The following is a 24716-nucleotide window of genomic DNA, read 5'->3' as shown; positions in this document are numbered from 1 at the left end:
ATTAAAGGCCCAAACTCTAACGTGTTCACCCCAAGGGCGAAAACACCCTTAACGCAAATGCGCAGCCACGCCCAGCAAGCGATCGATGCGCTCACCCAGTGCCTTGAGCTCGAAGGGCTTGGACAGCACCTCGGTGCGCTCTGCAGGCCAGCCTCGGGCCATGCTGCTGGCAATGTCGTAGCCGGTGATCAGTATCACCGGGGCTTCGCTGGCAAGGCCCCGGTAGGCCTCTGCGAGCTGGTTGCCGTCGATGCCGCCGGGCAGGCCGACATCGGTGATCAACAAGTCAGGCAATGGGCCGTGCTGCAACGCCGCGTGTGCGCTGCGGCCATCCTCGAAAATCTGGACCTCGTGGCCCAGCTCTTTCAGCACTTCGCCGAGTACCAGGCGCAGGGTCGCTTGGTCTTCTACCAGCATGATCCGGTGTGGCCTGTGAAGCGGCCTGGCGTCAGCATGTTCAGGTGCAGTGCAAGGATGCTCGTGGGTGGTGCTTTCGTCCCGGGGCAAATACAGGTGGAGGCTGGTGCCTTGCCCAGGCGTGCTGTCGATGCGTAATTGCCCGCCAGACTGGCGCACGAAGCCATAGACCATCGACAGCCCCAGGCCAGTACCCTGGCCCATGGGTTTGGTTGTGAAGAACGGGTCGAGGGCACGCTGCATCACGTCCTTGCTCATGCCCATGCCAGTGTCGTCCACCCGTATGTGCAAAAATTGCCCTGGCGGCACGTCCAGGCGGCGGGCCTGCTCGTCGTCGAGCTCGGCATTCTCACAGCCAATGCGCAGGGTGCCGCCCAGGGGCATGGCATCGCGGGCGTTGATGCACAGGTTCAGCAGGGCGTTTTCCAGCTGTTGGGGGTCGATGCGGATCGACCACTGACCGGCCAGTGTCCGGTCCTGCAAGTCGATGTGCGAATCGATCGAACTGCGGATCAGGTCGTGCATTCCGGCCACCAACCGCTGTACATCGACCGGTTGCGGCAGCAGTGTTTGCTGGCGCGAAAAAGCCAACAGACGCTGCACCAGCGAGGCTGCACGCAGCGCGCTGTCCTTGCCGACTTCGAGCAGCCTGGCGGTGTCCAGCACGCGACGCTGGCTCAGGCGTTGCCCGGCCAGCTCCAGTGCGCCAAGGATGCTGCCAAGCAGGTTGTTGAAGTCATGGGCAATGCCACCGGTCAATTGGCCGACGGCTTCCATTTTCTGTGATTGGCGCAGCGCTTCTTCGGTTTGGTGCAGGCGTTCCTGCTCGGCAATGCGCTCGGTAATGTCGTAGGCGAACATATAGCCGCCCTGGATGCGCTGCTGCGCGTCGAGCAGCGGGTGGTAGCGGATTTCATAGTGGCGCAGGGCGTCAGGTGGCCCGAGGGCGATAGTTTCGATGAACGCTTCGCCGGCCAGCAGGCGCGGCCACACCGGGGCCAAGCGGCCCATGATGTCCGGTTGGTTGGCCAGAAACTGCGGGATGTAATCGCCGATCTGCGGCACAAAACCGCGAAACCGCTGGAAGGTTTCGCGGGCGGTCCGATTGATCGCCAACAAGCGCATTTTGCGGTCGGCTGCAAACACGTTGGCCAAGCTGCTGTCGACCAGTTCACCGAGCAGCTTGTTGTTTGCCAGCGCGATGTCATCGCGCTGGGCCAGCAGCGATTCCAGCTCTGCGACACGTGCCTGCAGTTGCTCGTAGGAAGCTTGCGTGACTGGCTGCATGGTGTCGAACCGGTGAGCGGATCGGGCAACTATAGTCGCGGCGCAGGCTAACAGCTATCAAAATGAACGAATGATTCGCCCCAGGGTCTCCATGGCCTTTTCGGCGCCGTCATGCCAGGGGCTGCCGTAGTTCAGGCGGATGCAATTACCGAAGCGACGGGTCGGTGAAAAGATGGGGCCGGGGGCGATGCTGATGCCCTGGGCCAAGGCCATGTGGAACAGCTTGAGCGCATCCATCTGCTCTGGCAGTTCAAGCCACAGGAAGTAGCCTCCAGACGGTTGGCTGACCCGCGTCTGCGCCGGGAAGTGGCGAGAAATGGCGGCGAGCATGTTAGCTTGCTGGCCTTCCAGCGCGTAGCGCAGCTTGCGCAAGTGGCGGTCATAGCCGCCGTGTTGCAGGTAGTCGGCGATGGCCGCCTGGGCCGGCATCGATGCGCACAGCGAGGTCATCAACTTGAGGCGCTCGATCTTCTGCGCGAAACGCCCGGCGGCCACCCAGCCGATGCGGTAGCCGGGCGCCAGGCTCTTGGCGAACGAACCGCAGTGCATCACCAGGCCTTGGGTGTCGAAGGCCTTGGCGGGCTTGGGTGCCTGTTGCGCGTAATAGAGTTCGGCGTAGACGTCGTCTTCGATCAGCGGCACCTGATGGCGTGCCAGCAACTCGACCAGCGCCTGCTTCTTGGCCTCCGGCATGCTGGCGCCTACCGGGTTCTGGAAGTTGGTCATGCACCATACGGCCTTGACCGGGTGCTTCTCCAAGGTCTGCGCCAGCACGCTCAGGTCCATGCCTTCGCGCGGGTGAACGGGAATTTCCACGGCTTTGAGTTTGAGCCGCTCCAGCACTTGCAGGCAGGCGTAAAAGGCCGGCGCTTCAATCGCCACCAGGTCGCCGGGTTCGGTCACGGCCTGCAGGCACAGGTTCAGGGCTTCCAGCGCGCCATTGGTGATCAGCAGCTCTTCCATCGGCAGCATCAGCCCGCCGACCATGTAGCGCAGGGCAATCTGCCGGCGCAGTTGGGGGTTGCCGGGCGACAGGTCGGTGACCACCATGCGCGGGTCCATCGCACGGCTGGCACTGGCCAGCGAGCGCGACAGGCGCTGCAGCGGGAACAGTTCGGGGCTTGGGAAGGCCGAGCCGAACGGCACCGTGTTGGGGTCCTTTATCGAGTCGAGGATAGAGAACACCAGCGCGCTGACGTCGACATCGGTGGACTCGCTGACCGGCTGCAAGGCCTGCGGTTCGCAGAACTGGCGCGGTGCATGGGCGTTGACGAAGTACCCCGAACGCGGGCGCGCGCGAATCAACCCGCGCCGTTCCAGCAGGTAATAGGCCTGGAACACCGTGGACGGGCTGACCCCGTGGGTCTGGCTGGCATAGCGCACCGACGGCACCCGCTGGCCAGGGCCTAGCACACCCGAGCGGATCAGTTCGGCAATGTCATCGGCGAATCGTTCGTAGCGTTTCATTCTGGCCTTCTGTCGAAGCCTGGCAGGCAAGGTGGAAAAACAGTGTAAGGGATCAGCGGTTCATCGGTGCGACGAAGCGGCTTTGAGCCACGCTGCGCACGGCAGGTTCGTCACTGTCCTGCACTTCGAAACTCAAGGTTTGCGAACTGCTGGTCGGGCGTTCTGCAAGCATCGCCACCGAGACCGGCAGTTCGCTCATTTCGCCAGCCGGGATGATGAACTCGGTCTTGCCCTGCAGGGTGAAGCCGTCAGCGTCCAGCAGACGCAGGTGATAGCGCTGGGTGCTTTCGGTCTTGTTGATGACCTTGAGCAGGTAGATGTTCTCGATCTGGCCTTGGGCGTTCTCGCGGAACAGGCCGCGGTCCTTGATCACGTCCAGCGACACCATCGGGCGCAGTTGCAAGGCAACTACCAGCGCGCCGATCATCACCACCAGTGCCGCGGCGTAACCCAACAGGCGCGGGCGCAACCAGTGGGTGGTGCCGCCCTGCAGGCTGTGTTCAGACTTGTAACCGATCAGGCCGCGGGCATACCCCATCTTGTCCATGACCCCGTCACAGGCGTCGATGCAGGCCGCGCAGCCGATACAGGCCATTTGCAGGCCATCGCGGATGTCGATGCCGGTGGGGCAGACCTGCACGCACATCGTGCAGTCGATGCAGTCGCCCAGGCCTTGGGCGTGGGCGTCGCTGCCTTTCTTGCGTGGGCCACGGGTTTCGCCGCGGCGCGGGTCGTAGGCCACCGCCAGGGTGTCCTTGTCGAACATCACGCTTTGGAAGCGGGCATAAGGGCACATGTGCAGGCACACCGCCTCGCGCAGCAAGCCGGCATTGATGTAGGTGGCGGCGGTGAAGAACAACACCCAGAACAGCGCGACGCCACCCAACTGCAAGGTGAACAGTTCTGCCGCCAGGGGCCGTATCGGGGTGAAGTAGCCGACGAAGGTCAGGCCGGTGAGCAAGCCGATGGCCAGCCACAGGCTGTGCTTGAGCGCCCGACGGGCCAGTTTTTCCAGGCTCCAGGGGGCAGCGGCAAGCTTGATGCGCTGGTTGCGGTCACCTTCGCTGACCTTTTCGCACCACATGAACAACCAGGTCCAGGTACTTTGTGGGCAACTGTACCCGCACCACACGCGCCCGGCGTAGACCGTGATGGCGAACAGGCCAAAGGCGCAGATGATCAACAGCGCAGAGAGCAGGATGAAGTCCTGCGGCCAGAACGTTGCGCCGAAGATATGGAACTTGCTGCTGCCCAAGTCCCAGAGCACTGCCTGGCGGCCGTTCCAGGTCAGCCAGGCAGTGCCGAAGAACAGTGCGAACAGCGCCCCCGCAAAACCGATCCGCAGGTTGCGGTACAGCCCGGTGAAACTGCGGGTGTGAAGGCCGCTGTCAACGTGGCGTTTGGCAGCTGAACTTGCGGGCGCGGCGATCTCGGTAAAGGGGATTCTATCGTTCATGGCTCGGTGCTCATCAGGCCTCGATCAGGCATGAGCACTATGGCCCCCGAGCTGTTATCAGCACAGGCTCAGGTTTGGCGATAAAAACCGTATCAGATGATCAGCAAAAGCACGCCAGGCCTTAGATTACCGAGCCTGGCACGCTGGTCTTCAGATGCCTGCGGCTATCCACCGCACCCGCTACGGTCAGGGCATCAGCTTCTGCTTCGGTGATCGGCACCCGTTCCCCCGCCAGCACCGCCACCGACATGCGCAGCTGCTCATCGGTGATGATTTCGATGGCAGGGCCATCGCCTTCGAGGTGCACATGGTCGCCGATGAGCGTGCAACGGCGGGTGCTTTCGTCGATTTCAACCGGCATGGGAATGTCCTCTTGGTGGCGGTTACAGGTGTGACCACTGTGCAGAGGTGGTTGCTGCATCGATCCGCTGGGCGGGATGTATCGCACTTGCCGGCGCTGCGCGAGTCAACTATCACAGAGGCAGCCCCAGCGCATTCTGATCAGGAGCGTCACGATGAACCCTTGGTGGCATCCGATTTGGCAAACCATTCAGGCCGAGTTCGCCGACCTCGGCGACGAGCGCGAAGTCACGCGAGTGCTGGTGCGCCTGCTGATGGCGGCCGTGCTGGGTGCGGTGCTGGGTTTTGAGCGTGAGCACAAAGGCAAGTCTGCCGGCGTGCGCACCCACATGCTGGTCTCGCTGGGCGCTGCGCTGTTCGTGTTGGCGCCGAGCATGGCCGGGGCCGACGAGCAGGCGCTAAGCCGGGTGATCCAGGGCATTGTCGCCGGTATCGGTTTTCTGGGCGCGGGTACCATTCTCAAGGGCAACGGCCAGGACACCAGCCACGTGAAAGGGCTGACTACCGCAGCAGGGCTGTGGATGACCGCCGCGATCGGTACGGCCGCTGGCATGGGGCGCGAAGCCACGGCATTGATCAGCACGGTGCTGGCACTGTTGGTGCTGGGCACGATGCCTATGCTGGTGGACAAGGTCGAGAAACAGGATGAGGAGAAACAGAGCGAGGAGGAGGGCAGGAAGCACTGAGGGGAGCCGAAGCTCCCCCCAAAGCGTTGTTGCCTGCTCTTTTTATTATTGAAGACGGCCTTTTGTTGTTTTTGTCAGCCTGTCTTTGTGTCGCGGGCGACCCCCATGCGGGGTCAAGAACAAACGTATTTTTTTGAGCGCTGACCTGCTTTCATCATGACTGATCCGATGCTGACTGCCGCTACCTAGAGGTAGTTTTATTGTTCTGTGTCAGACCGCGGGGCGTACCCCTGAAAAGCGTGTCTACTCCAAAAAAATCTGCTTGCTACGCCTCTGCCGTGTTGTTCTTGTTATGTCAGAGCCGTTACCTGTTGTTTTTATTGGGTGTCACATTTTTTTTGTTCTTGTACCAAAGATATAGCATGGCCCGTGCCAACTTTTTCAAACCCTTTAAAATCAAGCACTTAGGTGTTTTGGTTGAAAACGATCGACCTGAAATTTTGTCGATTTGTTTCCCTGTTACCCGATTTTTTGCTGCGAAACGTGGGGGAGGTAACACTCCACCCACATTCATGTGACACCCGTGTGACTACTGCGCGCTGCGTGCGCGTGCCACCCGCGACCCGTTGGTGCGGCGCAGCACCGTGCTGATGCGTTGCCCTGCGGCGATCAGGCGGCCCAGGTCGATGCCGGTCTCGATGCCCAGCCCCTGTAGCAGGTACACCACGTCTTCGGTTGCGATATTGCCGGTGGCGCCCTTGGCATAGGGGCAGCCACCCAGCCCGGCCACCGAGCTGTCGAATACATTGATACCTTCAAGCAGGCTGGCGTAGACGTTGGCCAAGGCCTGGCCATAGGTGTCGTGGAAGTGCCCGGCCAACTGCTGGCGGGGCACCTGGGCCGACACCACGTCGAACAGCCGGCGAGTATCGCCCGCAGTGCCGGTACCGATGGTGTCGCCCAGCGATACCTCGTAGCAGCCCATGTCATGCAGGGCGCGGGCGACCGGGGCGACCTGTTCGGCGCTGACCTTGCCTTCATAAGGGCAGCCCAAGACGCACGACACATAGCCACGCACGCGCACGCCGTGGCTGCGCGCAGCCTCCATGATCGGCTCGAAGCGCTTGAGGCTGTCGCTGATCGAGCAGTTGATGTTGCGCTGCGAGAACGCCTCGGATGCTGCGGCAAATACCGCCACCTCTTTCACCCCGGCAGCCAGGGCATCCTCGAAGCCGCGCAGGTTCGGCGCCAGGGCGGCATAGGTAACACCGGGGCGCTGCACGATGCCTGCGAACACCTCTGCGGAACCGGCCATCTGCGGTACCCACTTGGGCGAGACAAAGCTGCCGACTTCGATGTAGGCAAGGCCTGCTTCGGTGAGGTCGTCAACCAGGCGCACCTTGTCGGCGACGCTGATGGGCTGGGCTTCGTTCTGCAGACCGTCGCGGGGGCCTACTTCGACCAGACGGACTTCTTTAGGCAAGGGCATGGCGGGTTTCCTGTGGCGGGTCAACGGTTGTCTTTGTTGTTCAAGGTCGCGGCAAGGGCCTGCTCGCAGCGCTCCTGGGCGGTGTCGAGCTCCAGTTGCATCTGATGAATGTCGAGCATCTGCTGCTCCAACTGGGCACGTCGTTCGGCGATTTTCACCAGCATGCTGTTGAGCTGTTTCAGGTTGCCGCTGGTGGGGTCGTACAGCTCGATCAGTTCACGGCATTCGGCGAGGGAAAAACCAATGCGCTTGCCGCGCAGGATGAGCTTCAGGCTGACTTTGTCACGTGCCGAGTAGATGCGTTCCAGGCCACGTCGCTCGGGGCTCAGCAAGCCCTGTTCCTCGTAGAAGCGGATGGCACGGGTGGTGATGTCCAGCTCGCGGGACAGGTCGGAGATGCTGTAGGTCTGGAGGCTCATGCGGGGGCTCGGCGTGGAGTATGGGGCTATCCTGAATGCAGGTTGACGTTTACGTCAAGCAGGGGCGCTATTCAGGCACCCCCACCCGGCGATAGCCATTGGGCGTCTGCCCGCTCAGCCGCTTGAAAAACCGCGCGAAGTAGGTGGGGTCGGTGAACCCCAGGCTATCCGACAATTGCCCAATGCTCATGCGCGTATAAAGAAGGTTGCGCCGCGCCTCCAGCAGCAGCCGCTGATGCACCACCTGCAAAGCCGTTTGCCCGCTCAGTGCCCGGCACAGCTGGTTGAGCTGCAGGCTCGAGACGTTCAGGCGCGCGGCGAAGTCCTCCACGGACAAATGCTCGCGGTAATGCGCCTCGACCAGGCGCAGGTATTGCCCGAGCAACTGCCGGTCCCGTTCGTCACGGTTACGGGGCGCCTGGCCCAGTTGCTGCCGGCGGCTGATCCAGACCATCAATGCGGTCACCAGCGCCTGCAGCATCGTCGCCCGTGCCGGGGCATTGCCCTGGTATTCCTGCTGCAGCGTGTCGATCAGGCTGCGTAAACGCTGGCGGTCCTTGCCCAACGCATAGCACGCCGGCGTGGCCAGCATGCCCAGCGGCGCGCCCAGTTGCTGTTCCAGTTCGGCCACCAGCGCGGTGCCGAAGGTCAGTACATGCCCCTGGATGTCGGCACTGAAGCGAAAGCCGTGCACGGTCAGTGGCGGTACCACCTGGATAGCGGCCTGGCTGATTGAGCTGCGGACACCTTCGATCTCCACCTCGGCCTGGCCACGCTGCACATACAGCAACTGGAACAGCTCGGCATGCTGGTGCGGCTTGATCTCCCAGTGGTGCAAGCGGCTGCGTGCCGGGATCGACTCGCAGTGCAACAGGTCGGTGCCGGGCCACGCCTGGTTTTCGCCGTACAGCTGGAACAACGGAATGCCGGGGAGGGTGGATTTCATGCGGTTTTGCCTGTCCGTTAATCGAACGTTTTTTGTAAAAGTGCAGATTTTGCATGGAATAGCACACTTAACCGGCAGCCTTTGCCAGTAAAAATGCAGGTGTAAACCCTAACAGCAGATGCCATGCCACTGCCAGTTCAGGGCCGGCATCGCCCGACTAGAGACAACAACAATGAAAACTCAGGTTGCAATCATCGGTGCAGGTCCGTCCGGCCTGCTGCTCGGTCAGTTGCTGCACAAGGCCGGCATCGAGACCGTCATCGTCGAACGCCAGACCCCCGAGTACGTGCTCGGCCGCATCCGTGCCGGCGTGCTGGAGCAAGGCACGGTCGACCTGTTGCGTGAGGCCGGCGTGGCTGCGCGCATGGACCGCGAAGGCCTGGTGCATGAAGGCGTCGAGCTGCTGGTCGGCGGGCGTCGCCAGCGACTCGACCTCAAGGCCCTGACCGGTGGCAAGACGGTGATGGTCTACGGCCAGACCGAGGTTACCCGTGACTTGATGCAAGCGCGTGAAGCCAATGGTGCACCGATCATCTACGCGGCGAGCAATGTGCAGCCGCATGAGCTCAAAGGCGAGCGTCCGTACCTCACGTTCGAGAAGGACGGGCAGGTTCACCGCCTGGACTGTGACTACATCGCCGGGTGCGATGGCTTCCATGGCGTTTCTCGGCAGAGCATCCCCGAGGGTGTGCTCAAGCAGTACGAGCGGGTGTATCCGTTTGGCTGGCTGGGCTTGTTGTCAGATACCCCACCGGTCAATCACGAGCTGATCTATGCCCATCACGAGCGGGGCTTCGCGCTGTGCAGCCAACGCTCGCAGACCCGCAGCCGCTACTACCTTCAAGTGCCGTTGGACGACCAGGTCGAAGCTTGGTCCGACGAGCGTTTCTGGGACGAGCTCAAGGCCCGCTTGCCCGAGGACGTGGCGGCGAGCCTGGTGACCGGCCCTGCGCTGGAAAAAAGCATTGCCCCGCTGCGCAGCCTGGTGGTCGAACCGATGCAGTACGGGCACCTGTTCCTGGTCGGCGATGCCGCCCACATCGTCCCGCCTACCGGTGCCAAGGGCCTCAACCTGGCGGCATCGGACGTCAATTACCTGTACCGGATCCTGGTCAAGGTCTACCACGAAGGGCGTACCGACCTGTTGCAGCAGTACTCGCCGCTGGCCTTGCGCCGGGTCTGGAAGGGCGAGCGTTTCAGCTGGTTCATGACCCAGTTGCTGCATGACTTTGGCACGCACAAGGACGCTTGGGACCAGAAGATGCAGGAGGCTGACCGCGAGTACTTCCTGTCGTCGCCGGCGGGGTTGGTGAACATTGCCGAGAACTATGTGGGCTTGCCGTTCGAAGAGGTGGCGTAGGGGTAAAGATCGAGCGCCGCTGGCGCAGCGCTTCGCAGCACAAGGCTGCTCCTACAGTTTGTATCGGGCCGGTGAGTCCACAGGCATAATTGGCCCGAATTAAACTGTAGGAGCAGCCTTGTGCTGCGAAGCGCCGCGCCAGCGGCGCTCGACCTCAAGAGCGAAAAAAATCCATCGCCATGCACTCAAGCCTCTCATCACGTCCCCGGCAACTGATAACCGCCCTGTGCCTGGCCGCCACCGCTGGCCCGGCCTGGGCTGACCAGGTACTACCCCCACCCCCAGAATTGCAGTCCGGCTACCGCAGCGCCTTGCTACCCGTCCACGCCAGCCGGCACATGGCCGCAGCTGCCAACCCGCTGGCCAGCGAGGCGGGGCGTGCGATGCTGCGCGACGGTGGCAGTGCCATCGATGCGGCGATCGCCATGCAGATGGTGCTCACCCTGGTCGAGCCACAATCCAGTGGCATTGGTGGTGGGGCCTTCATCCTCTATTGGGACGGCAAGCGTGTGCAGGCGTTCGACGGCCGTGAGGCGGCGCCTGCAACGGCCACGGAATCACTCTTCCTGCAAGCCGACGGATCGCCGATGCCATTCAGGGCGGCGCAAATCGGCGGGCGCGCGGTCGGCGTTCCTGGCGTGCTGCGGGCGCTTAAACTGGCCCATGAACAGCATGGCAAGCTGCCGTGGCAGGATTTGTTTGCGCCTGCGATAGCGCTGGCGCAAAAGGGCTTTCCAGTCTCTGAGCGTCTACACACCTTGCTGGCAGCTGACCCTTATGTCGCCCGCTCACCCAGCATGGCCCGCTACTTCCTTGGCGAAAACGGCAAGCCACTTCCGGTCGGCACGATGCTGCGCAACCCCGAGCTTGCGCAGACCCTGGCGCGCATCGCCGCGCAGGGGCCTGATGCGTTCTACACCGGCGAGGTGGCCGAAGCGATCGTTGCCCAGGTGCGTGGGCATGCCAATGCCGGGCAACTGTCATTGCAGGACCTGAGCCAGTACCGGGCGCGCGAGCGGGAGCCGGTCTGTGGCCCGTACAAACGGTGGCGTATCTGTGGCATGCCGCCGCCTTCTTCGGGCGGGGTCGCTGTACTGCAGACACTGGGCATCCTTGAAGCGCTACAGCGCGCGTCGCCGCACTATGACCTGGCGAAACGTGCGCCACGCGCCACGTCATCGCCCGCCGGCCTGGAGCCCACGCCGCTGGCGGTTCACATGATCGCCGAAGCCGAACGCCTGGCCTATGCCGACCGCGCCCAATACCTGGCCGACAGCGACTACGTGCCGGTGCCGGTCAAAGCCCTCATCGACCGTGCCTACCTCGCTGGGCGTGCCGCCCAGATCGGCACCTACAGCATGAAGCGCGCCCGCCCCGGTACCCCGCAAGGCGGCGACCTGGCCATGGCCCCCGACCGTTCGCCGCTGCGTATTTCCACGTCGCACCTCTCTGCCGTGGACGACAGTGGCCAGGCCTTGGCCATGACCACGTCAGTGGAGGCGGCGTTCGGGGCGCATTTGATGGTCAAAGGTTTTTTGCTGAACAACCACCTGACCGATTTCTCGTTTTTGCCACAGGAGCAAGGTAAGCCCGTGGCGAACCGGGTCGAGCCGGGCAAGCGCCCCTTGTCGGCCATGGCGCCGACCTTGGTGTTTTCGCGGTCATCGGGTGAACTGGTGGCCAGCCTCGGTTCCCCCGGCGGCTCGCAGATCATCGGCTACGTGAACAAAGCGCTGGTCGGCCTGCTGGACTGGCAACTAAACCCGCAACAAGCCAGCAACCTGCCCAATTTCGGCAGCCGTAATGCCGGCACCGAGGTGGAAGCGGGGCTGACCAGCCCGGCGCTGATCCGGCAACTGGCGGCCTGGGGGCACGAGGTAACGCCCATGACCATGACCAGCGGCATGCAGATCATCCAGCGCACTGGCGCTGGCTGGTCCGGGGGCGCCGACCCGCGACGCGAAGGCGCGGCACTCGGCGATTGAGCAAGCGCGTTGCGGGGTGTGAGGTGGCGTGATAGAACGCTACCTTGCCATTCAGAAGTTGAATACCAAGATGTCTATCAGCGTGAAATCGAATAGAGCACTGTTCGACCTCGACTTGCTGCGCGCGATCGTCGTGGTGGCCGATTGCGGCAGTTTCACCACCGCCGCCGCGCGCCTGCACTCGACCCAGTCCACCATCAGCCAGAAGGTGCGCCGACTCGAAGAAATGGTCGGCCACCGTTTGCTCGTGCGCGGCAACCGTGACGTGCTGCCCACCGACGCTGGGCAGACCTTGCTTGGCTATGCCCGCCATATGCTGGCCTTGAACGACCAGATGCTCGAAGCGCTGGCAGGGGCGATGGTCGGTGTCACCGTGCGCCTTGGCGTGCCCGAGGATTTCGTCGGTGGGCGCACCACCAACGCCCTGTCGGCGTTCAGCCGGCTGCACCCGCAGGTCAAACTGGAAGTGACCAGCGGGCTGTGCCGCGACCTCAGCCAAGCCTACGACAATGGCGAGCTCGACTTGGTGCTGCTGAAGCAGCGGCGCAACAGCCGCGAAGGGGTGGCCTGCTGGCCAGAGCGCCTGCAGTGGATAGACAGTGCGCGCACGCCGGCTTTTGAACTCGACCCGATCCCGTTGGTGACCTTTCCGCCACGCGGGCTGTACCGCGATGACATGATCACCGCCATCGAAGGCATGGGCCGGCGCTGGCGCATCAGTTTTACCAGTTCCAGCCTCAGCGGCATCCAGGCTGCAGTCGCCGATGGCATGGGCATCAGCCTGCTACCGCCGCGGGCGGCAACGCGCGAGCACCGGGTGCTGGGGGGCGAGCAGGGGTTGCCCGAGGTCGACAGCTACGAAATCGTCATCGTCCATCGGCCCACGGCAGACGTGATGGTCAAGGCACTGGCCGAGGTGATGACGCAATTGTTGGCTGGAGGTGGGATCTAAAAGCAATTAGAATCAGTCGCATTCATACCTTTAGCCCGCTAGCGTGCCCTTGAATGACCGACTCCACCCCGGCAGACGAAACCTCCTTCGGCACGCTTTACCGCGACCATCGCAGTTGGCTGGAAGGCTGGCTCTCGCGCCGCCTGGGCGATGCCTGGGAGGCCGCCGACTTGGCCCAGGACACCTTCTTGCGGGTGCTCGCCGCGCACCCCGGGCAGACGCTACCCAGTCTGCGTGAGCCCAGGGCCTATCTACTGACCGTGGGCAAGCGGCTGCTGATCAACCATTACAAGCGACGCAGCCTGGAGCGCGCTTACCTGGAAGCCCTGGCTAACCTGCCCGAAGCGCTGGCGCCCTCGCCGGAGCAACGCTGGATACTGCTTGAAGCCTTGCAGGCCCTGGACGAACTGCTCGACGGCCTGCCACGCGCCGTGCGCCGGGCTTTTTTGTGGGCGCAGTTGGAAGGGGTCGACTACGCAACCATTGCCGAGCGTTTGCAGGTTTCTGAGCGTACGGTCAAACGCTACATGGTCAAGGCGTACGCGCATTGCCTGTTGGTGGCGTTGTGAGCGCGCCCGTCGACGCCCGCGCTCGGCAACTGGCCCGCGAGGCCGCGCAGTGGCTGGCCTTGCAGGACGCTGGCCCACTGGATGATGGCCAGGTCGACGCGCTACAGCGCTGGCGTGCACGCAGCGCGGCCCATGAAGCGCTGTGGCAAAAGGCCGAGGCCCTGCGCACGCAGTTTTCCGCCGTGCCATCGTCGCTTGCGGTGGCCTGCCTGGACCGCCCGAACCCCGACCGCCGCCGGTTGCTGGGCCAGGCCTTGGCGATCGGCACGCTGGCGCCGCTAGCTTGGTATAGCTACCGTCAGCTACCCGTGGACAGCTGGCGCGCCGACCTGCACACCGCCACCGGAGAACGGCGTGGCCACGTGCTGGCAGGGGGAGGGCGCGTGCATTTGAACACTGCCAGTGCGGTGAACCTGTCTGTGCAGGGCGGCCAGCACGTTGTGCAACTGGTACGGGGTGAGATTGCCGTGGACTGCGTCGGCCCGTTGCAGGTGCAGACCGCCCAAGGCGCTGTCTTTGCTACCCAGGCGAGTTTTTGCGTGCGTCAGCAAGGGCAGCACTACCGCGTGTCGGTCAGCGATGGCGCCGTGCGCCTGCAAACGGCCCAGGGCGGCGCGCTGTCATTGCAGGCTGGGCAGAGGGTAACCCTTGCTGCCAGCGGGGCAGGGCCTATAGAGGCGTTCGACGCGCAGTTACCGGGTTGGCAGCAAGGCCTGTTGATGGTCGACAACCAGCCCTTGGGCGATGTATTGCGCGAACTCGACCGCTATCGCCCCGGGCTGCTGCGTTGGGACCCGGCCCTGGAGCGCCTGAGCGTGACCGGCACCTTCCAGCTCGACGACAACGACCGCATCCTTGCCTTGTTGGCTGCCAGCCTGCCGCTGCAGGTGCATTACCGGACCCGCTACTGGGTGTCGCTGACACCGCGTAAGCAACCTGCCTGAGGGTACACCGCACACGTGTAAGTGTTTCAGTCTGTGGCCAAATGGAATACCTGGCGGGCTGCGCAGTCCCAACTGTTACCTGGGTACGACACCCGTCATCCCACGCCATGGAGAACCAACATGAAAGCAGCGCTTTTCGTTGCATTGCTGGCCAGCACCGGCCTTGCGCAGGCCGCCCAGACGGTGGAACTCAAGCTGGCAGGCCCCGACGGCCCAGGCAAGTCGATCGGGACCATCAGCATCGAGCAAAACCAATACGGCACCCTTCTGACCCCTGATCTCAAGGACCTGCCACCCGGCGTGCATGGCTTCCACCTGCATCAGAATGCGTCGTGTGCTCCCGCGGAGGAGAACGGCAAGCCGGTGCCTGCTGGCGGGGCGGGTGGCCACTGGGACCCGGATTCGACCCAGGCGCATAAAGGCCCCTACGATGACAGCGGCCACCGGGGTGACTTGCCGGCGCTGTACGTGGGTGCCGATGGCAAGGCCAGCTATCCGGTGCTGGCACCACGCCTCAAGGCTGCAGACTTCAAAGGCCATGCGTTGATGGTGCATGCCGGTGGCGACAACCACAGTGACCACCCGGAGAAACTGGGCGGTGGTGGTGCGCGGATGGCATGCGGGGTTGTGCAGTAACGGCGGGTAGGAGCAGCCTTGCGCTGCGAAGAGGCCATTGCAGGCACATCATCTGCAACAGCTGTACCGGCCTCTTCGCAGCACAAGGCTGCTCCTACAGGTGGCTTGCAATTAATTGATCGAAAGCGGGCGTGAGCTTCTCGGTGACAGGTGAATCCCGGCGATCATGCAGCGCACCGAGCCCCCGGCCATCTCGATGGTCGGCACATCCAAAGGTACCAGCCGCGCCGAACGCTCGATGCGCTGACGCTGCTCACCTGTAAGGCTGTCGAACGCTTTGCGCGAAAGCGCAAGGATTCGACCATCGCGCCCAGAAAGCTCGATGGCGTTGCCGGCAAACTGGCTGATCTGCTGGTTGCTCAGGTCGATCACATCACGGCCTGACTCGATCAGGCGCATGCGCACCTCCTGTGCACGGCTCGGGTTGGTGAACGTGTCAAACCCCACCAGTGCAAACTCAGTCGCCACGCACATCAGAACGTTGGTGTGGTAAATCGGCGTGCCTTGTTCGTCGGCCGTGTCGAACACCATGGGCTCGAAGTTGAAGTGCGTGCTGAAACGCTCGAGGGCGATCGGGTCGGCGCGGTTGGAGCGGGCGGTATAGGCGACCCTGGACAAATGGTCGAACACCATCGCCCCAGTACCTTCGAGAAACAGCTCGTCCTGTTCCAGCCCGGAATAGTCGATCACATCCTGCACCCGGTACTCATGCTTGAGCATCTCGATGACATCCGCCCGCCGTTCGCGGCGGCGGTTGCGCGAGTACATCGAATAGATCGCGATGTGGCCGCCCGGGTGGGTGGAAAACCAGTTATTCGGGAACACCGAGTCCGGCGTGTTCTGCTCGCCAAAGTCGTCGAACAGGTGCACCCGCACGCCCTCGGCTTCAAGCCGCCCCGCGGCCTGGGTGACTTCGTCGCGCGCCACATCGGCCACGGCCTGCGCGGCGACGTCAGGGTGGGTGCTCTGAAACGAATTGTCTGCCGCTGTTTCCGGGTTGGGGGTGAAGGCGTGTGGCCTGACCATGACCACTGCCGCAGGTGCTTGAATCGAACGCGTTGGAAATGCCATCTGGATTACCGAAATTAAGAGCTGACCGTAGGGTTATGCAACGCGTCGGATGCGGCTTTTGGCAGCGCGGCCGCGGGTGTGGCTGAACAGGTCTTTCGGGTCTTCGTCCACCCAGGGCACCAAGTCGATTTTTGAACCCAGGCCGCGTTTTTCGGCTTCCTGTAGTACATACCGTAGTACGGTGTAGTCTTCGAGTGCGAAGCCCACCGAGTCGAATACGGTTACCTGGCTGTCGCTTTGGCGGCCTTCGGTTTCACCCCGCAGTACACGCCAGAGGTCGACCACCGGGAAGTCGCCTGGCAATTGCTGGATGTCACCTTCGATACGGGTCTGCGGTTCGTACTCGACGAACACCCGGGCTTTACGCAGTACATCGGCATGCAGTTCGGTCTTGCCTGGGCAGTCGCCGCCCACTGCGTTCAAGTGCATGCCGGGTTCGAGCATATCGGGGGTGATGATGGTCGCGTAGGCCTTGTCGGCGGTCACCGTGGTGATGATGTCGACGCCTTTGACCGCCTCGGCAACAGAGCGGGCCTTGCGAATGGTAAGGCCGCTGTACTCCTTGAGGTTGGCGATCAGCTTGGCGGTGGCCAGCGGGTCGGTGTCGAAGGCGACGATTTCTTCGATACCCAGGTGTTTGTGGAAGGCCAGTGCCTGGAATTCGCTTTGCGCGCCGTTGCCGATCAGCGCCATTTTTTTCGCGTTCGGCCGGGCCAGTGCCTGGGCGGCCATCAACGATGTGGCGGCAGTGCGCAGGGCGGTGGCGATGGTCAGTTCAGACAACAGCACCGGGTAACCGGTCGCCACGTCGGCCAACACGCCAAAGGCCATGACGGTATGAAGGTCTTTTGCTGTATTGGCAGGGTGCCCGTTGACGTATTTGAACGCATAGCGATGCGTGTCGGCGACTGGCATCAATTCGATCACACCCACTTCCGAATGGCTGGCAACACGGGCGGACTTATCAAAGTCCTGCCAACGTTTAAAGTCTTCGCGCAGGGCCGCGGCCAGTTCGCCAATGAAGGGCGCTACGCCAATGTCATGGACCAAATCGGACATGGTTGGAACATCAATGAAATACGTCATGCTCTTGCACCTTTTATGCGCGCGCTCTCACCTCAAGGCCTGCAGGGTGAACGCTTAAGATTGTTGAGGGGTTGCCAGCACGAAGAGTTTGATGAAAGGTTGCGTCAAATTGAAGAGAGCAGGTTGCCAGTTTCGTCATCTTTCTAGACAATCTGCGACCCCCGAATAACAATCTGATTAATGGGCAGGCACCATGGACACTGTAGACCGGGAACTGATCGCGCTGTTGCGTGATAATGCACGCACGCCGATCCTCACCCTTGCCAAGAAACTCAAGGTTGCCAGGGCAACGGTGCAGAACCGCATCACCAAGCTTGAGGAACAAGGGGTGATCATGGGCTACACGATTCGCCTCAGGTCAGATGCCCTGGAGCAAGGCGTACGGGCAATTACCAGCATCGGCATCAGCGGCCACCATGCTGCGGAGGTCAAGCACGCGCTGCGCGGGCACCCCAACGTGGTGGCCATCCACACCACCAATGGCCGCTGGGACCTGATGGCCGAGCTGCGGGCGGACACCCTCGAGGCCTTCGACCGAGCGTTGAACACCATTCGCTCGATACAGCACATCGAGAACACCGAGACCAGCATTTTGCTCTCCACCTTCAAGATGTGATCACTGCGATAGCCGGAATGGGCAGGCGCCTGGCGCAAACTGTCACCCCGGCCTTTCACAGTGCAACAAATCCCATTTCGTGTGTGCAGTCTGTAGCGTTCCGATTGACCACAACGGCTGGCAAAATGAAACAGCGTCAGCACCCTGTGTTTCACGTTTAAACGTCTTGCCGGGCATGACCAGATTAATCGGCGTGCACGTGTGATGGGCTTTCATAATTAATTAAGCCTGATGAGAAGTTTCATCGGGGCGTGTATTTCCGTCTGCGTTAATACCCATGCCTGCTGCGCTTGTTATTACAACACGTGTGCACGTGCGTACCAATTAAAGTGCGCAGTGAAGGGATGTGGTTTCACAGAAAAAGAATAAGAGGTCAACTATGCAGCAAACGTGCAACTCGCAAGACGCGACTGGGCAGCCTGGCCGTACGCTGAAGCGACGGCTGGAAAACAGGCACATTCAGCTCATTTCGATCAGTGGTGCGATCGGCACCGGGCTGTTCATGGGCTCGGGCAAGATCATCGCGCTTTCCGGCACTTCGATCATTCTGGTGTACGCCATCATCGGCTTTTTCGTGTTCTGCATCATGCGTGCGATGGGCGAGATGCTGCTGGCCAACCTGCACATGGAGTCGTTCGCAGACCTGGTACACAACTACCTGGGGCCGCGCGCCGGTTTCATCCTCAGCTGGTCCTACTGGCTCAGTTGGGTGGTAGCGGCGGTGGGTGATGTGGTCGTGGTGGCAGGCTTCTTCCAGTACTGGTACCCCGATGTGCCCACCTGGCTACCGGCATTTGCCACGATGTTCCTGCTGCTGGGCCTGAACATGCTGGCGGTAAAGGCGTTTGGCGAGGTCGAGTTCTGGTTCGGGCTGATCAAGATCGTCGCGATCGTGCTGCTGGTGGTCACGGGGCTGGTGATGGTGGCCACGTCCTACACGTCGCCAGCCGGGGTCACGGCGTCCTTCAGCCATCTGGTGGCACCCGGCGTGGTCATGCCCCATGGCATTCTCGGCTTCCTCGCCGGCTTCCAGATCGCGATTTTCTCGTTCGTGGGCACCGAACTGATCGGTACCGCGGCCGCAGAGGCCAAGGACCCGGAAAAGACCCTGCCCAAAGCGATCAACACCATTCCCGTGCGCATCCTGCTGTTCTACATCTGCTCGCTGGTGTGCATCATCAGCGTGGTCTCGTGGGCGAATGTGCCGGCAAACCGCAGCCCGTTCGTCGAGCTGTTCCTGCTGGGCGGCCTGCCGGCTGCGGCCGGCATCATCAATTTCGTGGTGCTGACGTCTGCCGCCTCGTCGGCCAACAGCGGTGTGTATTCGGGGTCGCGGATGCTTTACGGCCTGTCCCACCAGCAACAGGCGCCGACCGCGTTCGGGCGGCTGTCCGGGTCGGGTACGCCGGTCAGGGCGCTGGTGTTTTCGGGGGTGTGCATGGCGATTGCGCTGACGCTGTTGTTCGTGATCCCGGAGGTCATGACGGTCTTCACGTTGGTGTCGACCATTTCGGCGGTGATGATCATCGTCACCTGGTCGCTGATCCTGATGTCCTATTTTGCCTACCGCCGCCAGAACCCCAAGGCGCATGAGCAGTCCAGGTTCAAGCTGCCAGGGGGCAAAGTGACGGCGGCATCGGCGCAGCTGTTCCTGATCTTCGTGTTGTGCCTGTTGGCGCTCGAGCCTGACACACGCACCGCGCTGTATGTGATGCCGCTGTGGTACATCGGCTTGCTGCTCGCCTACCGGCGCCGGGTTAAGGTGTGCGCGCGGCAAGTAGCGGCTACGGCTTCCTGAAACGCAGTGCAGTTGGCCGTGGGGTAACGCCCACGGCCATTGCCGCTTTCAGCTGTCGCGCAGCCAGTCCACCAAGCCCAGAGTGGTCGGGGTAGTGCTGCGGCCATGGGGCACTACCAAGTAGTAGGCCTCGCGGGGTTTGACCACCAGGTCGGTCAGGCGCACCAGCTCACCGGACGCCAACAGGTGATCGACCATTCGGCCCCACCCCAGCGCCACACCATGCCCATGCAGCGCTGCCTGGACGGTGTCGGCGTACAAGTGGCAACGCAGGCTGTAGCGAAGTTTGGGCGGGTGCCCACCCGTTTCGCGGAACCAGGTAGGCCAAGTCATCCAGCCCTCGGTCGTGGCATCGGCATCGAGCAAGTCGGCGCCGTACAACCCTTCTAGTGACTCCGGCAGGCTGTTGCGGGTGAGCCAGTCGGGTGAACACACCGGAAATATTTCTTCCTCGAACAGCTGCACCGCGGTGCCGTCTTCCCAGCGCCCGTTGCCATAGCGCACCAGCAGATCGACATCGTGATTGCGCAGGTCGCCCATGAACATCTGTGTGGCCAGGCGCAGGCGCACGTGGGGCAGGGCGGTGCGCAAGGTGCCCAGGCGCGGCATGACCCGCAGCTGGGAAAACGTCGCGGTGCAGCTCAGCACCAGTTCTTGCTCGTTGCCACCCTCACTGAGCCGGTCGAATACCGAGGCGATCTTTTGCAGCGAGTCGGAAATGACTGCATACAGGGCCTGGCCCTCGCTGGTCAGGCGCACGCCCCGGTGCAGGCGCTGGAACAGCTGGCTGCCGAGGGTTTCTTCGAGCTGCTTGACCTGTTTGCTCACCGCTGCCTGGGTCACGCCCAACTCCTGCGCGGCCAGGGTGAAGCTGTTGTGCCGGGCCACGGCTTCGAATTCGAGCAGTGCCGTCATCGACGGGATGATGCGCCGGTAGCCTTTGTGTTTGTTGCCGTATTCTTGTGTTTTCATGCGACGTCCTGGCAAGGCGCGACGCGCTGGTCCGCGTCGCGCCCAGACAGTGGCAGAAAAACCGCCAGGGTGGTAGTCGCCAGCAGGCCTTCAGTGCTGGCGCTCGGCCACCGCCCGCAGCGTGCGCAACGTCACCACCGGTGCATCCACCACAAAGCGGTTGGCCAGCCACCCCGGCACATCCCCGGCCGGGTCTGCCTTGAGCTGGTACGTGACTTCGGTCTGCTTGTCACCCAGCGGTTTCATCACCCACTGGCCACTAAGGCGCTGCACGCGGATCAGCCCCTCCACTTCGGGGATCTTGCCAGGGTCGGCGCTCAGGTGGCGCAGCAGGGTGCCGTCGTCGCGCTGTTCGGTGGTCACCTTGACCACGATGTCCCGCGGCAGGGTCGGCCACGGCAGGTTGGTGGTCAGGTAGACCCAGGTACTGTCGCCGTCGACCTCCAGCAAGCGCATCTCGGCGCAGGCATACAGCCATTTGCAGGCCACGCGCAGGTTTTCCTGCAGGTCTGTCAACGTGCGTACGCTGGCCTTCATGGTGCTGACACCGCGAAACTGCTGGTAGGGGGAATCGCCGTCGCCGCTGAGGTAGACACGGATGCCTTCCCTGTCGTAGGCCAGGTTCCAGTCGTCGGTCGCCTGAACGGTACTGGACAGCGCCAGCAACAAGGCGGCAAGCAGGCGGTAGCGGTTCATGGTGAGCACCGCGCAGGGCAGGATTGTTCAGTATGAGCGGCAAACAGAAAGCCCGCCAGGAGGCGGGCTTCGGTCCAACAGGCTGGCCTAACTAAACGCTTAGCGCTGTGGGTTGAGCGTCAGGTGCACGTGGCGGTTGACGTCCTTGTACAGCAGGTAGCTGAAGTTGCCTGGGCCACCGGCGTAGCAGGCTTGCGGGCAGAAGGCGCGCAGCCACATGAAGTCACCGGCTTCGACTTCGACCCAGTCCTGGTTCAGGCGGTACACCGCCTTGCCTTCCAGCACGTACAGGCCATGTTCCATGACGTGGGTTTCAGCGAACGGAATCACGCCGCCCGGCTGGAAGGTCACGATATTGACGTGCATGTCGTGGCGCATGTCGGCCATGTCGACGAAGCGGGTGGTTTTCCAGCGGCCTTCGGTGCCCGGCATTTCGATGACGGTGGCGTTGTCACGGTGGGTGACGAAGGACTCTGGCAGGTCCAGGCCTTCAACCTTCTGGTAGTGCTTGCGCAGCCAGTGGAAGGTGACGTTGGCCTTGCTGTGGTTGCGCAGGCTCCATTCGGCGCCTGGGGCGATGAAGGCGTAGCCGCCTTGCTTCAGGGTGTGGTGCTTGCCTTCCAGGGTGATGTCGAGCTCACCCTCGACCACGAACACCACGGCTTCGGCGTTTACGTCCAACTCTGGGCGCTCGCTGCCGCCTTCCGGGGCCACTTCGACGATGTATTGCGAGAAGGTCTCGGCAAAACCGGTCAATGGGCGGGCGATGACCCACATGCGCATCTTGTCCCAGAACGGCAGGTGGCTGGTGACGATGTCACGCATCACGCCCTTGGGGATGACGGCATAGGCTTCGGTGAACATGGCACGGTCAGTCAGCAGCTCGGTTTGAGCTGGGTGCCCACCGTGGGGGGCGAAGTAGGAATGATTCGACATGGACGATCTCGACTTGTTGTTCTCTCCCCGTGCCGTGAACCGCACCGGCCGGTGCGGCGCAGGGGATGTGCCGACAGAATAGGGTCGAGCGCGTGCCATCTACAAATTAAATGTTGGAATACCCGGTATTTGCTTGCTGAATGCTAACTTGGCGCCCTGCGTGCTGCTCCGGCAAGCGGTCGCCCTGGCCGAACAGCTTGTGGCGCAGGGTGCCGTCCTGGTAGTGCAAGGGGTAGCGGCCGCGGCGTTGCAGCTCGGGCACCAGCAGCTCGACGACGTTGGCCAGGTCATCCGGTTGCACCGCGTACGTGAGGTTGAAACCGTCGATGCCGGTCTCGTCCAGCCATGTTTCCAACTGGTCGGCGATGTCACTGGCAGCGCCCACCAGGACCGGGCCACGGCCCCCCAGGCCGACGAATTCGGCCGCTTCGCGCACGGTCCAGCGGCGGTTGGGGTCGGCGGCGGTGAAGGCGGCCAGGGCGGCGCGGCCGGCATCGTTCTCGACATACTCGATCGGTGCGTCGGGGTCGAGGCCGGCGAAGTCGATGCCGGTCCAGCCCGACAGCAGGGCCAACGCGGCGTCCAGGTCGACATAGCCCCGGTACTCGGCAAAGCGGGCTTCGGCCTCTTCACGCGTGGGGGCGACGATCAACAGTGCCTGGGCGTAGATCAACACCTCGTCGCGGCCACGCCCGGCCACTTCGCTGGCCTGGCGAATGCCATCGGCATAGCGGCGCAGTACCGTAGTCGTCGGCCCGCTGATGAACACGCACTCGGCATGCTGCGCGGCAAACTGCTGGCCGCGTGCCGAGGCGCCAGCCTGGAACAACACCGGCGTGCGTTGCGGCGAGGGCTGGCACAGGTGCGTGCCGGGCACCTGGAAGTGGTCGCCGACGTGGCCGATCGGGTGGACCCGGGAAGGGTCGATATAACGGCCGCTGTCACGCTCCAGCACCACCGCGTCGTCGTCCCAGCTTTTTTCCCACAGTTTGTACAGCACCTGCAGGTATTCCTCGGCCAGGTCGTAACGCTGGTCATGGCCCAGTTGGCGGGCCAGGCCCAAATTACGCGCGGCGCTGTCCAGGTAACCGGTGACGATGTTCCAGCCGACACGGCCATTGCTCAGGTGGTCGAGCGTGGACATGCGCCGGGCAAAGGGGTAGGGGTGTTCGTAGGTCAGTGAAAAAGTCACACCAAAGCCCAGGTGCTCGGTTACGCCGGCCATGGCCGGGACCAGCAGCAGCGGGTCGTTGACCGGCACCTGCACACCCCCGCGCAAGGCCGCTTCAGGGCCGCCCTGGTAGACGTCGTAGATGCCCAGTACGTCGGCAATGAACAGCGCGTCGAACAGGCCGCGCTCCAGCAGGCGGGCCAGGTCGGTCCAGTAGCCCAGGCGGTTGAAGGCCACACTGGTGTTACGCGGGTGGCGCCACAGGCCGGGGGACTGGTGGCTGGCGGCGTTCATGCTGAACGCGTTGAAGCGGATCGGGCGGGGCATGGCGGTCAGTCTCCGGTCACGGCAGCACGGAAGCCGGGTAGACCGCATCGGCTACCTGCAACTTGCGCGGGATCAGGCCCAGGCCCTGGAAGGTGTCGGCCAGCTTTTGCTGTTCGGCGACGATCTGTGGGGTGATGGCGACGGCGTTGTAGTTACGGCGCTCGCTGGCCACTTCCAGCACATCGGCCTTGATCCCCAGCTGCGGCGCCAGCAGCGCGGCGACGTCGGCGGGCTTGGCGTTGGCCCATTGGCTGACCTTGCCCAGTTCGGCGAAGAAGGTCTTCAGCAGGGCGCGGTGCTGGTCGGCGAATGCCGCAGTGGACAGGTAGAAGGTGCGGTTATTGGACAAGCCACTGCCGTCACGCAGGTTCTTCAGGCCCGGCTGGCTTTCTGCCGCGGCGAGGAACGGGTCCCACAGGGTCACGGCCTGGACGCTGCCCGATTGCAGGGCGGCCACGGCATCAGCCGCGTTATTGACGTAGGCGGGGGTGATGTCCTGGTAGCTCAGGCCAGCTTGCTCCAGTGCGACGGCCAACAGGTATTGCGCGTTCCAGCCACGGCCGGTGGCTACCCGTTTGCCTTTAAGGTCCTGCACGCCTGTGAGGTGGTCCTGTTCGCGCACCACCAGGCCGATACCGCGCGGGTAAGGTTGCTCGGCGGCCAGGTAAACCACTGGCTTGCCGGCGGCCTGGGCAAAGACCGAGGGGGCGTCGGCGGCGTGGCCGAGGTCGATAGCGCCGGTGCTCAGCGCTTCGAGCAGTTGCGGGCCCGCGGCGAACTCGTGCCAGCTGACGGTCACCCCCTGCGGGGCGAGGGCCTTCTCCAGGGCACCACTGCCCTTGAGAATATTGATGCTGTTGAATTTCTGGTAGCCGATGCGCAAGGTTTTGGCGTCTTCGGCGAGGGCGTTGGACCAGGGCAGCAAAGCGCTGGCGACACTGGCCAACAGGCCGCCGATCAGCAGGCGGCGCAAGGGGGAAAAGGCACGGGTGGGCATGAGGGGGCTCCTGGAATGGGGTGATAATCCGTGCGCCCAGACTAAGGAGGTGGCGTTTGGCTTTCAATTTTTTAATTCCATTTGGTTAGAATGTTTAGTTATTTTTATATCCTTTTTGTAGTTTAGAGGCATG

At 62.8% G+C, this 24716-nt stretch carries 23 protein-coding genes; 9 read left to right on the top strand and 14 right to left on the bottom strand.

The window, feature by feature from the left end; translation table 11 throughout:
* Positions 1 to 48: 48 nt before the first annotated feature.
* The 4 genes from AB7M33_RS25020 to AB7M33_RS25005 form a co-directional block, all read right to left on the bottom strand.
* The gene (locus AB7M33_RS25020) at positions 49 to 1704 is read right to left on the bottom strand and encodes an ATP-binding protein (RefSeq protein WP_454243901.1); all 1656 of its coding nucleotides are present in this window, start codon (positions 1702 to 1704) and stop codon (positions 49 to 51) included.
* Positions 1705 to 1761: 57 nt separating this feature from the next.
* Positions 1762 to 3171: a GntR family transcriptional regulator MpaR gene (gene mapR / locus AB7M33_RS25015; protein WP_027593548.1), complete on the bottom strand. Its 1410-nt coding sequence runs from the start codon at positions 3169 to 3171 to the stop codon at positions 1762 to 1764.
* A gap of 52 nt (positions 3172 to 3223) precedes the next feature.
* A complete protein-coding gene (ccoG, locus tag AB7M33_RS25010; RefSeq protein WP_099429130.1) occupies positions 3224 to 4627 on the bottom strand; it encodes a cytochrome c oxidase accessory protein CcoG in 1404 nt (467 codons plus the stop codon).
* Positions 4628 to 4748: 121 nt separating this feature from the next.
* Positions 4749 to 4988, bottom strand: a complete 240-nt coding sequence (locus AB7M33_RS25005; protein WP_027593546.1) for a DUF3203 family protein — start codon at positions 4986 to 4988, stop codon at positions 4749 to 4751.
* Between the two features lie 154 nt (positions 4989 to 5142).
* Here AB7M33_RS25005 and AB7M33_RS25000 point away from each other — a divergent pair, with 154 nt between their 5' ends.
* Entirely contained in the window at positions 5143 to 5673 is a 531-nt protein-coding gene (locus tag AB7M33_RS25000) for an MgtC/SapB family protein (RefSeq protein ID WP_027593545.1), read from the top strand.
* A gap of 529 nt (positions 5674 to 6202) precedes the next feature.
* On the opposite strand, the gene AB7M33_RS24995 is transcribed toward AB7M33_RS25000, so the two are convergent.
* The 3 genes from AB7M33_RS24995 to AB7M33_RS24985 form a co-directional block, all read right to left on the bottom strand.
* Positions 6203 to 7102, bottom strand: a complete 900-nt coding sequence (locus AB7M33_RS24995; protein ID WP_454243900.1) for a hydroxymethylglutaryl-CoA lyase — start codon at positions 7100 to 7102, stop codon at positions 6203 to 6205.
* A 20-nt stretch (positions 7103 to 7122) separates the two neighbouring features.
* Positions 7123 to 7521, bottom strand: coding sequence for a MerR family transcriptional regulator (locus tag AB7M33_RS24990; protein ID WP_027593543.1), 399 nt, complete (start codon positions 7519 to 7521; stop codon positions 7123 to 7125).
* 67 nt (positions 7522 to 7588) lie between these two features.
* Positions 7589 to 8467: a helix-turn-helix domain-containing protein gene (locus AB7M33_RS24985; protein WP_099454378.1), complete on the bottom strand. Its 879-nt coding sequence runs from the start codon at positions 8465 to 8467 to the stop codon at positions 7589 to 7591.
* Positions 8468 to 8639: 172 nt separating this feature from the next.
* On the opposite strand from AB7M33_RS24985, the gene pobA reads away from it, so the two are divergent.
* The 6 genes from pobA to sodC all read left to right on the top strand — a co-directional run bounded on the left by pobA (position 8640) and on the right by sodC (position 14913).
* Complete coding sequence (gene pobA / locus AB7M33_RS24980; protein WP_265968888.1) at positions 8640 to 9827, top strand: 4-hydroxybenzoate 3-monooxygenase; 1188 nt, start codon at positions 8640 to 8642, stop codon at positions 9825 to 9827.
* 179 nt (positions 9828 to 10006) lie between these two features.
* On the top strand, positions 10007 to 11812 hold the full coding sequence (gene ggt / locus AB7M33_RS24975) for a gamma-glutamyltransferase (protein ID WP_454243899.1): 1806 nt from the start codon (positions 10007 to 10009) through the stop codon (positions 11810 to 11812).
* Between the two features lie 70 nt (positions 11813 to 11882).
* Positions 11883 to 12764, top strand: a complete 882-nt coding sequence (locus tag AB7M33_RS24970) for a LysR substrate-binding domain-containing protein (RefSeq protein ID WP_085274280.1) — start codon at positions 11883 to 11885, stop codon at positions 12762 to 12764.
* Positions 12765 to 12817: 53 nt separating this feature from the next.
* Positions 12818 to 13333 (top strand): sigma-70 family RNA polymerase sigma factor, encoded by a 516-nt coding sequence (locus AB7M33_RS24965; protein WP_085274256.1) that lies wholly within the window; start codon positions 12818 to 12820, stop codon positions 13331 to 13333.
* A complete protein-coding gene (locus AB7M33_RS24960; protein WP_454243898.1) occupies positions 13330 to 14277 on the top strand; it encodes a FecR domain-containing protein in 948 nt (315 codons plus the stop codon). The genes AB7M33_RS24965 and AB7M33_RS24960 overlap by 4 nt, the downstream gene beginning before the upstream one ends.
* A 120-nt stretch (positions 14278 to 14397) precedes the next feature.
* Positions 14398 to 14913 carry a superoxide dismutase [Cu-Zn] SodC gene (gene sodC, locus AB7M33_RS24955; RefSeq protein WP_454243897.1) on the top strand — a complete coding sequence of 172 codons (516 nt, stop codon included), beginning with the start codon at positions 14398 to 14400 and terminating at the stop codon, positions 14911 to 14913.
* Positions 14914 to 15024: 111 nt separating this feature from the next.
* Here sodC and ctlX read toward each other — a convergent pair whose 3' ends face one another.
* Together ctlX and AB7M33_RS24945 are read right to left on the bottom strand one after the other, a co-directional pair.
* Entirely contained in the window at positions 15025 to 15984 is a 960-nt protein-coding gene (gene ctlX, locus AB7M33_RS24950) for a citrulline utilization hydrolase CtlX (RefSeq protein WP_177323884.1), read from the bottom strand.
* A gap of 33 nt (positions 15985 to 16017) precedes the next feature.
* Positions 16018 to 17070: an ornithine cyclodeaminase gene (locus AB7M33_RS24945; protein ID WP_099429136.1), complete on the bottom strand. Its 1053-nt coding sequence runs from the start codon at positions 17068 to 17070 to the stop codon at positions 16018 to 16020.
* 193 nt (positions 17071 to 17263) lie between these two features.
* Between AB7M33_RS24945 and AB7M33_RS24940 the strand changes: the two genes are divergently transcribed.
* Entirely contained in the window at positions 17264 to 17686 is a 423-nt protein-coding gene (locus AB7M33_RS24940; protein ID WP_027593533.1) for an Lrp/AsnC family transcriptional regulator, read from the top strand.
* A gap of 379 nt (positions 17687 to 18065) precedes the next feature.
* A complete protein-coding gene (locus AB7M33_RS24935; RefSeq protein WP_027593532.1) occupies positions 18066 to 19484 on the top strand; it encodes an amino acid permease in 1419 nt (472 codons plus the stop codon).
* Between the two features lie 48 nt (positions 19485 to 19532).
* Here AB7M33_RS24935 and AB7M33_RS24930 read toward each other — a convergent pair whose 3' ends face one another.
* The 5 genes from AB7M33_RS24930 to AB7M33_RS24910 form a co-directional block, all read right to left on the bottom strand.
* A complete protein-coding gene (locus AB7M33_RS24930; protein ID WP_454243896.1) occupies positions 19533 to 20456 on the bottom strand; it encodes a LysR substrate-binding domain-containing protein in 924 nt (307 codons plus the stop codon).
* A gap of 90 nt (positions 20457 to 20546) precedes the next feature.
* A complete protein-coding gene (locus tag AB7M33_RS24925; protein ID WP_027593530.1) occupies positions 20547 to 21152 on the bottom strand; it encodes an START domain-containing protein in 606 nt (201 codons plus the stop codon).
* 99 nt (positions 21153 to 21251) lie between these two features.
* Positions 21252 to 22088 carry a bifunctional allantoicase/(S)-ureidoglycine aminohydrolase gene (locus AB7M33_RS24920; protein ID WP_027593529.1) on the bottom strand — a complete coding sequence of 279 codons (837 nt, stop codon included), beginning with the start codon at positions 22086 to 22088 and terminating at the stop codon, positions 21252 to 21254.
* Between the two features lie 106 nt (positions 22089 to 22194).
* Positions 22195 to 23586 (bottom strand): LLM class flavin-dependent oxidoreductase, encoded by a 1392-nt coding sequence (locus AB7M33_RS24915; protein WP_454243895.1) that lies wholly within the window; start codon positions 23584 to 23586, stop codon positions 22195 to 22197.
* Positions 23587 to 23602: 16 nt separating this feature from the next.
* A complete protein-coding gene (locus AB7M33_RS24910) occupies positions 23603 to 24583 on the bottom strand; it encodes an aliphatic sulfonate ABC transporter substrate-binding protein (RefSeq protein WP_027593527.1) in 981 nt (326 codons plus the stop codon).
* Between the last annotated feature and the right edge of the window lie 133 nt (positions 24584 to 24716).

It is taken from the genome of Pseudomonas sp. Y3 TE3536 (assembly GCF_053629175.1).
This window is presented reverse-complemented; position numbering and strand designations above follow the sequence as displayed.